Here is a 12,155-nt window from a genome sequence, read left to right as displayed (position 1 = left end):
TAGAGCTGTAAAACTAAAATCTGAATTATGACACTATTTAGCGACACCGAATTATTTACCACAGGTTTGGAAGGAAAAAAAATATTTGACATTCCAGATTCTGAATTAATTTTAATCGATAACTTTTTTACCAAAGAAGAATCTGATGCTTTTTACGAAAGAATACTTCGCAAAACCAAATGGAGAGAGTACGAAATGGAAATTTACGATAAAACTTATACCGTTCCGCGAATGATTTCTTGGTATGAAGATAAAGATAATCCTGGCGCAGATCCAAACGGACCAGATTGGACTTATGAATTGTTAAAAATTAGAGGCCGTGTAGAAAAAGAAACACAACTTGATTTTAATACCGTATTATTGAATTTATACCGAGACGGAAATGATGGCGTAGGTTGGCATAGCGACAAAGAACATAATACTGGACCAAATCCTATTATTGCTTCCGTTACTTTTGGAGAAACGAGAATGTTTAAACTTCGCCATAAATTCAGAAAAGAAATCCCGCCAATTGAGATTCCGCTACATCATGGGTCCTTTTTGTTGATGGCTGGAACTACTAATAGTTTTTGGCAACATCAAGTTCCAAAAACGGCTCGTGATGTTTTGCCAAGGATCAATCTTACCTTTAGAAGAACCAATCGAAATCTTTGATTTTTATAGCATTGAATCTTTAAAAAGAAGTAATTTTTACTTAAAACAACGTAAGATATTCCTTCTTTAAAAAGTTAAAACATGCACTATATGAACCTTTTACTAGGCAAAACCTATCTTTTTTACTATTTTTGCAACCTTTTTTAAAATACAATACCGTAATGGCTTATTCGAACAATGATTTAGCGCGTTTCTTAGACGCACAGAACAAACTTTATCTTACCGCTCTTTCTGAAATCAGTAAAGGGAAAAAAGAAACACACTGGATGTGGTTCATTTTCCCGCAAATAAAAGGCTTAGGAAAAAGCGATACTGCAAATCTTTATGCCATTAATGATTTAAAAGAAGCTACAGATTATTTGGAGCATCCAATTTTGGGAAAACATTTAATTGAAATTTCAGAGTTGCTTTTGACCTTTAAAATGAAATCGGCTGATGGAATTTTGGGAGATTTAGATGCTCGAAAATTGCGTTCATGCATGACTTTGTTTTCTTTGGTTGAAAATGCAAATCCGATATTTCAGGAAATTTTGGACGCTTTCTTCTCTGGAGAAACCGATCCGCTTACTTTGTCTATTATTAATTCAACTATAAAATCTGTTGATGAACCAGTTACCATATAACTAGAGTTTTCGACGATTATTTACATTTAAAAGACACTATTTATAGTGTCTTTTTTTTGTTTGCAAACTTAGCAGTTTAGTAAAACCCAAACATAAATCATTGATTTAAAAAGAATTAATCTTAAATTGCATGATCAACCTCAAATCTAAACCAAATTATGACCGAAAAAATCAAAGCTTTACAAATTATCCATCTTGGCATTTGCGCAGGAACCATTATCGCTTATTTTATTGTGGGCGATATTTCGCTAGAAACACTACAAGTTCCTAATGTTGATTCTGCTTCCATAATATATCTTGCAATTCCTGTTCTAGCCTTTGTTTTGAGTAGTATATTATTTAAAGCGCAATTAAAACAGATTGACCCAAAGCTAAAACTTGAAGATAAATTGCCTATCTACCAAACAGCTTCAATTATGCGATGGGCAGTTTTGGAAGGTGCTGCTTTTATTATTTTATTTCTTAAACCCGATTTTATACTATTCGGAATTCTTCTCATTATTTATCTTCTTTTTCTAAGACCAACAGAAGAAAAAATTAATAACGATTTATCCAATTAGTAAACCGCGCATACCTTAAATAAAAAAGCATCTTGAAATAGATCAAGATGCTTTTTTATTTAGATAGTTTTTCAACTTCAAATAGAAAATATTATTCGCTTGGCTTTGTTAAATAGTAAACTGGAATTCCGGTTAACATAATTAATACTCCCCAGCCACAGGTTGAAAATTTTGTAATTAATAACGAAACGCAAATTGCTGATGCTACAATAATATATACCATTGGCAAAAACGGATATCCAAAAGCTTTATAAGGTCTTTCTACATCTGGCATTTTTTTTCTTAGAATAAAAATTCCGTAAATAGTCAAAATGTAAAAAATCAGTACAATGATAATTACGAAATCTAATAAATCGCCATATTTCCCTGTTAGACATAAAGCCGAAGCCCAAACACATTGCGCCCAAAGTGCCCAAGCAGGAACACTCGAACTATTTAAAACAGCTGCTTTTTTGAAAAACAAACCATCTTTTGCCATTGTATAATATACTCTTGCGCCAGCCATAATTAATCCGTTGTTGCAGGCAAAAGTCGAAATCATGATCATAATTGCGATAATCAAAGCTCCGATATTTCCAAAAATATAGTCTGAAGCCACAACTGCAACACGATCAAACTTTGCTGTTGCAATTTCGTCAAACGGAATTACAGCCAAATACATCAGATTTGTCACAACATAAAGAGAAGTAACAATAAAAGTTCCTAGAAACAAGCTAAGCCCAACATTTCGTTTCGGATTTTTAATTTCACCAGCGATAAAAGTCACACCGTTCCACGCATCGCTAGAAAACAATGATCCAACCATTGCTGCAGATATTCCAGAAATTAAAGCCGTTCCGCTAATTGGAAGCCATGAACCGCTTTCTTTGTCAAATGTTCTTGTGCTCCATCCGTCTGCCCAATTTGCATCCCAAACAGAAGCTTTCGCAGCAAGCGTTAATCCAAAAATGACTAAACCAAGAAGCGATAAAATTTTAATTATGGTTAAAACGGTTTGTAGAATTTTTCCGTTTTTCACTCCACGACTATTAATAAAAGTCAGAATGATAATGGTTAAAATCGAAACTAGCTGCGCTGCATTTAGTTTAAAAGCGCCTAATTCGTAAAGAATATTTTCATCACTTAACGGCTCATACAAATAAGCTGCAAATTTTGAAAAAGCCACTCCGACTGCCGCTATGGTTCCAGTTTGAATAACCGCAAAAAAACTCCAGCCGTATAAAAAGGCGATCAGCTTGTTGTAGGCTTCTTTCAGGTACACATATTGTCCTCCTGCTTTTGGGAACATCGCACTCAATTCGCCGTAACTAACTGCTGCGACAACAGTAATAAATCCGGACAAAAGCCAGATCAATGTAAGCCATCCCGCAGATCCTACTTGTCTGGCGATATCGGCACTAACAATAAATATCCCAGATCCTATCATAGAACCAACTACAAGCATAGTTCCGTCTAATAATCCGAGTTCTCTTTTAAAATGTTCTTGGTCGTTTTCTTGCATTTCTATTGGTTTATGGTTGGTTAAAGATATACTTTTTTCTGAAATTTTAAATTTTAGATTTCAACTTTCAAAATCGTCAATGCTTTATACTAACAAATATTTAAAACAAGATATTTAAATCATATTTTTGTAGTATTTTTACTCATTATTTTAAATTTTAAATATCATGAACTTATTTAATAAAGCCATAATTCTTATAACTGGAGCTGATGGTGATATCGGCAAAGCTTTTATAGACGAATTGTTAGTTCAAAATGTAAGCAAAATATATATAACTGGACTTAACATGGAAAAGCTTTCACTTTTAGCATCTTATAATTCAGATATACTATTTCCATTTATTTTAGATGTCACAAACACGGAACAAATTAAAGCTTTTTGCGCCCTTCATAAGGATATTAATATTTTAATTAACAATGCGGGAATAGAATTAAAATCTGATTTTTTAAACTTAAAGGCTCACCAATATGCTCAATTAGAAATGAATATAAATTATGTTGGTGTGGTAAATCTAACTAATGAATTACTGCCTGCTCTAAAATCAAATTCAAATGCTGCAATAATTAATATTTTATCAATCGCGAGTCTATACATTATTAAAAGACTATCAACATATTGTGCCTCAAAAACTGCAACACATATTTTTACACAAGCAATAAGAGAAGATTTGGCTCAATACAACATCAAAGTTTTTGGAATATATCCAGGATATGTTGATTCAAAAATGTCTGACGATGTAGAATATGATAAAATTTCTCCTAAAGAATTAGTCAAAAACATTTGCAATGATATTAACTTGGATAAATTTAATATATTTCCTGACCCAATGTCAATCGCATTTATGAATAGTAATAAATTAAATTTAGACCATATTGATTAAGATATATTAAACAGCTCAAACAGATTTATTACAAAACGAAGTTTTACAGCTAAGCATTTTTTTAAGCAGCTTACATTTGACTAATGAATCAGCAAAAAATATTAATTAATAAAATCGCCCAAGACAAATTAGATTTTGATCTTGGTTTGCAGTTATTACTTGAAGAGAAAAATAATTTTAAAGAACTTTTTACGACATTACAGAATTATATTTTTAATTCAATCCCAAACAAAACCCATTATAATTCAGAAGCTTATCAGACTGCAATTGACACAATTCCATTAAAACCAACTTATACACCAATTGTAATTTTAAAAACTTTCCCAACGAAGATTGCATTTAATAAATTAGCTTCACTTCCTGAAAATGAGAATGAAAAAACGGTAACTACCTTACTTTGGATTTTTAAAATTACAGATACAGAAAGAAGAAATACAGAATGCAAAAACGGCTGTGGTCATTTTTGGCATGAATTAGAATAACTTTAAATGAGTTTTTCAATTTTAAATTGAAAAACAACAGAACAATCTTTTTTCCCTGTTTTTGAAGCGTTAGAAATTTTCCTTAATTTTAAATAAAAACAGCATCATGACTTGGGATCCAAAAAAATACAACGAATTTAAAGAAGAACGTTCTAAACCTTTTCATGATCTTACAAGTCATATTATTGACAAACCCAATCTGAAAGTTATAGACCTCGGGTGCGGAACGGGTGAACTTACCCAAAAATTATATCAAAAACTTACCAATCCATTTGTTTTGGGTATTGATAATTCTGCTGAAATGTTGGCAAAAGCTCCAACACAAGAAAATCTTGAGTTTAAAGACAAAACCATTTTAGAACAGATTGCTGACGAAACCAAATGGGATTTGATTTTTTCAAACGCCGCATTACAATGGATTGATAATCATTACGAGCTTTTCCCAAAAATTATATCGCGCATTAATTCAGGCGGACAGCTGGCTGTTCAGATGCCGCAGCAAAATGAAAATATCCTCAATAAAATACTTTTTCAATTGGTGCAGGAAGAGCCCTTTGCATCGTATCTTAAAAATTGGACACGTCCTTCACCAGTATTGACTTTAGATGAATATGCTAAAATCGTTTTCGAAAATGGCGGTACCGATTTGGTTCTGTATGAGAAAGTTTATCCAATTATTTCTACTAAAAAAGATGACTTTTTTGAGTTCATTTCGGGTTCTGCCTTAACTGTATATCAAGAAAGATTGAATGATCAGGAATTTACTGCTTTAACAACAGAGTTTAAGAAAAGAATAGATGCTTATTTTCCTTCAGTTCCTTCAATCTATGCATTTAGACGATTGATTATTTACGCTAAATTTTAAAGAGACGATTCACTGAATCCAGCCTTTAATCTTTAAACAAAAACAATTCTTGTTTTTGTTTATTTTAATGCCTCATAAATTCCTTTTTCACTTCAAAATTGAAATCAAAAGTTGCTTTTTTTCAACAATATTCCAATAAAAAAGCCCTCAAAAAAGCACAACAAATTAACTACCAAATACTTAAACAAAATTATTTAGAATGGAAATATTTTTGCTCCGTATCTATTTTTTTTCTTAAAACCATAAGATAAATTTTACTATATTTGAGATAATCATTATAAAAGCATTTACAAAGAGCGAAATACCTTAACAAGTGTTTAATGTTTAATATAGATTAATTTCCCCAAATAATTATTTATTCATACTGACAAAAAACGCAAAAGGCACTTTTTCATTAACCTACTAATTTTAAAATTATGTCTAAACTGCAAGCTTTAAAAAACTTTCGTTTCCCAAATGTTTTCATCCTTATTTTAATCATTTTTATTTCGTGTGCATTGCTAATCTGCATCAATTTTTTTACAATTAAAATCTTATCTGCCAATAGAGCTTATGTAAACGGGGAATCTCATTATTCGAAAGGACAAAAAGATGCATCAAGACATTTAATTACCTATTTATTCACCAAAAACCATACACAATGGAAATTGTTTCTTGAAGAATTAAAGGTGCCACAAGGAGATGGTATTGCAAGAATCACACTTTTGAAAGCTGGAGACAATAAAGTTGCTAGAAAGGGATTTTTAATTGGTCGAAATCACGAAGATGATCTAGATGATCTTATCTGGCTATTCGAAAATTTTAAAAATGTCAGCTTTTTATCTAAAGCCATAAAAGAATGGGGAGAAGGAGATAAATTAATCTTTGATTTATTTGTTATTGGCCAGCAGATTAATGCAAAAATCGAACATAATATTTTAACCTCAACAGATCAGAAAAAACACTTAAAGCAAATTAGCTCAATAAGTGACCAATTAACCATTAACCAACGCAATTTTTCTAATACCCTTGGTGAAGGAACCCGAAAAATAAAGGACTTATTGATTATTACAAACATCTTTTTCATTCTGGTTATAATCTGCAGCGTTTGCCTTTATTACTCGATAATGGTCAAAAGACTACTGATTTCGAAGAAAGAAACGGAAGTGAAAAATGAAAATCTGATTATTGTAAATCGCGAATTGGACCGATTTGTTTACAGCGCCTCTCACGACTTGAGATCTCCAATTACTTCTTTAAAAGGTCTTATCGAAATAACAGCATTGGAGGACGATGCACAACAGGTTCGAAATTATTTAGAAATGATGCACCAAAGTCTTGAAAGACAGGATCAATTTATTAGTGACATTATTGATTATTCTAAAAACAAAAGAAAAGAAATAATCCTGGAACCCGTAAGCCTAAAAGAGTTGTGCAATGAAGCCATCCTTCAATTAATGCATATTGAAAATGCAAACAGAATTAAATTCACGCAAGAACTTTTAGTAGATCAGATTGAAAGTGACGGTCTTCGTTTAAAAATAATCATCAATAACCTACTCTCTAATGCTATAAAGTATGCAGATTGCAGCAAACAAGAAATGTTTATTACAATAAGAACCTATTTTAGCGAAGGCTTAAATAAAATTGAAGTAACAGATAACGGAATTGGAATTCATGACGATCATAAAGCCAATATTTTTGACATGTATTTTGGAACAAACAAAAATAAAGGTTCAGGATTAGGCCTCTATATTGTAAAAGAAGCTGTTGAAAATATTAAAGGAGATATTTCTGTATTTTCAGAAAGCAGTGTTGGAAGTAAATTTATAGTAACAATACCAAGTTCATATGCCGTATAGATCTCAATTTATAATTATAGAAGACAATTTGATTGATCAATTTGTCACTAAAAAATTACTTAAAAAAGGGCTCGACATTAATCCTATCTACATAGCTAATAACGGACGAGAAGGAATTAATTGGATACTAAAGCATCAGCCACAAAACCCTTTGATTATTCTTTTAGACATTCAGATGCCTATTATGAATGGTTTTGAATTTTTGGAAGAATTTGACAGATTACCAGAAGATTTAAAAGAAAGAACCGAAATTTTCGTGCTTTCTTCGACTTTAGATATTGATGAAATTAAAAAAGTAAAAGAAAACAAATATGTGTCCGACTTTTGGACCAAACCTTTTAGATTAGAAATATTGAAAAATGCTTTTCTAGAAGTTTAATTCAGAACGCGATTTACTTGAGAAAAAGCTCTTGTATAATAGGGTTCTTTTGTAGAAGAAATCATAACACCACCATGAGTTGATGAATGTACAAATTTAATCTCACCATCAACATTTTCAACAACCATACCTACATGATTTATATGACGTCTGCCGTTGGTTCTAAAGAAAATTAAATCGCCTTTTTGAGCCTCCTCCGACGCTACTTTTGTTCCTATTCGAGATTGTTCTATTGAACTTCTCGGCAGTTTAATATCAAAATTTCCAAAAGTACAGAACATTAATCCTGAACAGTCGAAACCTGCTTTTGTTGTTCCGCCCGATCTATACCTGATCCCTATATTTTCAGTTGCACTTGCTATTATCTGATCAATTAATCCAGAATAATCTCCTGTCCTTAAAACAGTTGAATCTTTTTTTATTTCGGGAGCAGTTCCTGCTATTTGAACAGAAGAAGTATCTATTTGCGAATTATTGTCTTGTAACGCTTTTGCAGACTGGATTGCATCTGCTTTTTCTTTCGGAACGCGAATCTTCAATAGATACCCAACAGGAACTTTTCCTTTAATTGATGGATTCTGACGTTCTAATTCTGCAACTGTAATACCATATTCCTTAGAAATTCCGTATTTTGTTTCTTTAGGCTTAACTTCTCTTATAAGCTCAACATCTGTTGAAACCACTTCTGAAGTAATTGGAGTTTCACTTGACGAACTAATATTCGACGCTACGTTATTGGAAGGAATATTTATTTGCTGCCCTATTTTTAAGCCTTCGGTTTCCAGAGATGGATTTTCTTTCTTAAGATCATCAACAGAAACATTATATTTTTTAGAAATTCCCCAAAGTGTTTCTTTTGAGGCTACTTCGTGAGTTCCAGAAGCATTAAGAGGAGTATCGTTTACTGCAATTTCTTCATTTTTTGACTTTGTCTTTGCAGTACTTTTATTTTTATTTGGAATTAAAAGTGTTGAGTTTAGTTTTAATATCTTAGGAGCATTCGGATTTGCATCTGCAATATCTTTCACTTTCACTCCATATTTTTTAGCAATAACAGAAAGGTTTTCTCCTTTTGAGATCTTGTGCTTAATGAAATTATCCTGCGCAAAAGCTCCAACACTGAAAAAAAACAACACTATTATTAACCGATAAATCATACTCTCTTATTAAAGTTTTTACACTTTTTTAAATTATACATTTATTTCAACTCAAAAAAAACAAATATATTGCCTAAAAAGCGAATTTAACTTTTTAAAGTAAAAAAATCGGTATTTTTAACAATTATTTTACCTCAAATTAACAGCCTCGGCATAAAAATTGAGCCAACTTTTTGAAACGCAGTTTTTTATAAGAAGTTGCATTTTTAAAAATTTTCTAACCCAACAAAAACCTAATATTGTGAAAAAACTACTCTACATTGTCATTTTACTGCCTTTTATTGCAAATGCGCAAACAATAAGCGGAATTGTTAAATCTGAAACTACTAATTTACCAATCGAAGATGCAAACATATATGCATTACGAGCTCAAACAGGAACCATAACCAACGACATTGGAGAGTTTTCATTAAGCAAAGCAAAAGCAAGCGATACACTCCAGGTATCACATATTGGCTACCTAACAGCAAAAATTGCAATTGCCGATTTTAAAAAGTCAAATTTTATCATAGTGCTTAAAGAAGACATTGAAACTCTTAACAATGTAGAAATCACAAATCGTCAAACGAAATTAAAATCTCAACTTGACTTTACTAAGCTTAAATCTTTAGATAATGTTCTTTATTCTTTTGGTTCGACAGTTGTAAATGGCAAGATTTATATTGTAGGCGGTGATATCAGCGAAGAAGAGAATGTACTAAAGATTTTAAAGGAAAGAAGCATAAGCTATGACAACGATCCTAACTTCCAAAAAAAATATCTACAATTACTTCAAATGCAAGTAGCCAAAAAATTTTACAGGGAAGACTTGCTTATTTACGATCCTAAAACAGATGTATGGGAGAAATCAAATACAAAATTCAAGAGAAGAGCTTATCATAACGTAAATTGCTACAACAATACACTTTATGTTTTAGGAGGTAAAAGAATGTCTACAAACCAAAGATTTGAATATTTAGAAAACGAAATTGAAGTTTTTGACATTAATAAAAACTCGATTACCATTGACAAAACCAATCCTCATATGGCTGCAGACTTTGCTTCTTTTGTCTATAAAGACAATATTATTGTTATGGGCGGCTCTACAAAAAAGACCGAAAAAGGAGAAAAAACTTTTACAGACAAAGTGCACATGTACAACATCACTTCTGGATTATGGTATGAGCTAGAAAAAATGCCGGTTGCCAAAGAAGTAAAAGGAGTTTTGATTGGAGATAAAATTTTTACCGTTGGAAATAATGACAACAAAAGCTTATCTGAGATTCAGAGTTTTGATTTAACAAATGAAACTTGGAAAAATGAAGCAACTTTAATTTCTCATTTAGAAAATCCAGCAATTGCTTACAATGTTGATGATATTTACCTTTTTGAAGATGGGAAGCTTTCAATCTACAATACAAAATCAAAACAGATTAAAGAATACTTTGTCGATCTTCAATTAAGAGATGCCACGATGCATTTTATAAATAACAAATTGTATATTCTTGGAGGCTATTCATTTGGTTCGTTCATGAAGATTCCTTCATCAAAAGTGTACAGTATTTCTATTGACGAATTTGACACTACCGCACCAAACCGCATTAGAATTTTGTCTCAAAATAATGTTGCTCAAAGAAACTAACTCATGATAAAAATGCTCTGCAAAAAACAGGGCATTTTTTTATGTCTTATTTTAAAAATAGAATAAACTTTGATTTTTAACTGAAAGTCTATTTTATTTCATTGGAACTCAAAAAAATTAATACTAAATTTACTTCAAATAAGCCACTATAATCCTCAGTTTTAAGAGACTTTTTAAAGAATTTAATCCAAGACAAAACTTATTTACCGTGAAAAAACTACTGTATATTATCGTTTTACTGCCTTTTATTACAAATGCGCAAACAGTAAGCGGAATTGTTAAATCTCAAGCGACAAACTTACCGATAGAAGATACCAATATCTATTTATTGCGCACTCAAATTGGAACTTTAACCAATGGAAAAGGAGAATTTTCATTGAATAATAAAATAAATCCAAATGACACTCTTCTGGTTTCTCATATCGGATATATCACAACAAAAATTGCGATTACAGATTTAAAAAAGTCAAATTATGTTATCTCTCTTGAAGAAGATGTTGAAACTTTAAAAAATGTAACTGTAACTGATAATAGGTGGTCTAAATTAAAATCGAAACTTAACTTCACCAAACTGTCACCTTTAGAGTACGGCATTTATTCTTTTGGCTCTGTGGTAGCAAATGGCAAAATTTATGTTGTTGGAGGTGATGCTAGCGAAGATTCAAATGCCATGCTAGCTATAAAATCAAAAAACATTGACAGTAGCGATCCTAGATTTTTACAAAAATACATGGATGAACTCAAAAACCAAGGAAGCAAAAGTTTTTATAAACAGAATTTATTCGTTTATGACACAAAAACAGATATTTGGCATAAGTCTAATGTTAAATTCAAAAAAAGAGCTTATCACAACGCTAACTTTTACAACAATACACTATATGTTTTAGGAGGAAAAAATTTTTCTACCAATAAAAAGATTGAGTATCTAGATAATGAAATTGAAGTTTTTGATATAAGTAAAAACACCATTACAATTGACAAAACCAATCCTCATAAAGCTGCAGATTTTGCCTCTTTTGTTTACAAAGACAATATTATTGTGATGGGAGGTTCAATTAAATCCAATGAAAAAAATAAAAAAACCTTTACCGATCAAGTCCATATGTACAACATTACTTCTGGATTATGGTATGAACTAGCAAAAATGCCTGAAGCAAAAGAAGTGAAAGGAGTTTTAATTAACGATAAAATCTTTATAGTTGGCAATAAAGACAGCAAAAATCCTTCTGTAATTCAAAGCTTTGACTTAACAAACGAAAGCTGGAAAAATGAAACTGCCTTATCTTCGCGTCTAGAAAATCCAGGAATTACTTCAAATAATAACACTATTTACCTGTTTGAAAATGGAAAATTATTAGTTTACAATATAAACTCAAAACAAGTAAAAGAGTACCTAATCTCGCTTGAACTAGATGCCGCCTCAATGCATTTTTTAAATGACAAATTGTATATTATTGGAGGATTTACAGATACTAATTACACCTTTACTCCTTCTAAAGAAGTCTATACTATTTCTATTGATGAATTCGAAAACACAAAACCCAACCTTGTTAGAGATTCATCACAAAATAATATAGCTCATAGAAACTAGG

Annotated in this window: 12 protein-coding genes; 10 read left to right on the top strand and 2 right to left on the bottom strand. The window is 31.3% G+C overall.

Annotation, left to right across the window (positions count from 1 at the left end; translation table 11 throughout):
• Positions 1-27 precede the first annotated feature (27 nt).
• From BSF41_RS07010 to BSF41_RS07000, 3 genes are all read left to right on the top strand, one after another.
• Positions 28-654: an alpha-ketoglutarate-dependent dioxygenase AlkB gene (locus BSF41_RS07010; RefSeq protein WP_095928781.1), complete on the top strand. Its 627-nt coding sequence runs from the start codon at positions 28-30 to the stop codon at positions 652-654.
• Positions 655-815: 161 nt separating this feature from the next.
• Entirely contained in the window at positions 816-1,277 is a 462-nt protein-coding gene (locus BSF41_RS07005; RefSeq protein WP_095928780.1) for a DUF1810 domain-containing protein, read from the top strand.
• Between the two features lie 158 nt (positions 1,278-1,435).
• Positions 1,436-1,837 (top strand): MFS transporter, encoded by a 402-nt coding sequence (locus BSF41_RS07000; RefSeq protein WP_095928779.1) that lies wholly within the window; start codon positions 1,436-1,438, stop codon positions 1,835-1,837.
• A 91-nt stretch (positions 1,838-1,928) separates the two neighbouring features.
• Here BSF41_RS07000 and BSF41_RS06995 read toward each other — a convergent pair whose 3' ends face one another.
• Positions 1,929-3,338, bottom strand: a complete 1,410-nt coding sequence (locus BSF41_RS06995) for an APC family permease (RefSeq protein ID WP_095928778.1) — start codon at positions 3,336-3,338, stop codon at positions 1,929-1,931.
• Positions 3,339-3,504: 166 nt separating this feature from the next.
• Here BSF41_RS06995 and BSF41_RS06990 point away from each other — a divergent pair, with 166 nt between their 5' ends.
• From BSF41_RS06990 to BSF41_RS06970, 5 genes are all read left to right on the top strand, one after another.
• Positions 3,505-4,218, top strand: coding sequence for an SDR family NAD(P)-dependent oxidoreductase (locus BSF41_RS06990; RefSeq protein WP_095928777.1), 714 nt, complete (start codon positions 3,505-3,507; stop codon positions 4,216-4,218).
• Positions 4,219-4,301: 83 nt separating this feature from the next.
• Complete coding sequence (locus BSF41_RS06985; protein ID WP_095928776.1) at positions 4,302-4,700, top strand: DUF5958 family protein; 399 nt, start codon at positions 4,302-4,304, stop codon at positions 4,698-4,700.
• 106 nt (positions 4,701-4,806) lie between these two features.
• Positions 4,807-5,565, top strand: a complete 759-nt coding sequence (locus BSF41_RS06980) for a methyltransferase domain-containing protein (RefSeq protein WP_095928775.1) — start codon at positions 4,807-4,809, stop codon at positions 5,563-5,565.
• A gap of 416 nt (positions 5,566-5,981) precedes the next feature.
• Positions 5,982-7,406 carry a HAMP domain-containing sensor histidine kinase gene (locus BSF41_RS06975; protein WP_095928774.1) on the top strand — a complete coding sequence of 475 codons (1,425 nt, stop codon included), beginning with the start codon at positions 5,982-5,984 and terminating at the stop codon, positions 7,404-7,406.
• Positions 7,396-7,785, top strand: a complete 390-nt coding sequence (locus BSF41_RS06970; RefSeq protein WP_095928773.1) for a response regulator — start codon at positions 7,396-7,398, stop codon at positions 7,783-7,785. The genes BSF41_RS06975 and BSF41_RS06970 overlap by 11 nt, the downstream gene beginning before the upstream one ends.
• On the opposite strand, the gene BSF41_RS06965 is transcribed toward BSF41_RS06970, so the two are convergent.
• Positions 7,782-8,942 carry a peptidoglycan endopeptidase gene (locus tag BSF41_RS06965; RefSeq protein ID WP_095928772.1) on the bottom strand — a complete coding sequence of 387 codons (1,161 nt, stop codon included), beginning with the start codon at positions 8,940-8,942 and terminating at the stop codon, positions 7,782-7,784. The two genes, BSF41_RS06970 and BSF41_RS06965, sit on opposite strands and share 4 nt — an antisense overlap.
• A gap of 241 nt (positions 8,943-9,183) precedes the next feature.
• Between BSF41_RS06965 and BSF41_RS06960 the strand changes: the two genes are divergently transcribed.
• Both BSF41_RS06960 and BSF41_RS06955 read left to right on the top strand, forming a co-directional pair.
• On the top strand, positions 9,184-10,563 hold the full coding sequence (locus BSF41_RS06960; protein WP_253251773.1) for a carboxypeptidase-like regulatory domain-containing protein: 1,380 nt from the start codon (positions 9,184-9,186) through the stop codon (positions 10,561-10,563).
• A gap of 208 nt (positions 10,564-10,771) precedes the next feature.
• Complete coding sequence (locus BSF41_RS06955; RefSeq protein ID WP_095928771.1) at positions 10,772-12,154, top strand: carboxypeptidase-like regulatory domain-containing protein; 1,383 nt, start codon at positions 10,772-10,774, stop codon at positions 12,152-12,154.
• Position 12,155 lies beyond the last annotated feature (1 nt).

Source organism: Flavobacterium sp. ACN2, from assembly GCF_002303885.1.
Taxonomy (GTDB): Bacteria; Bacteroidota; Bacteroidia; order Flavobacteriales; family Flavobacteriaceae; genus Flavobacterium.
This window is presented reverse-complemented; position numbering and strand designations above follow the sequence as displayed.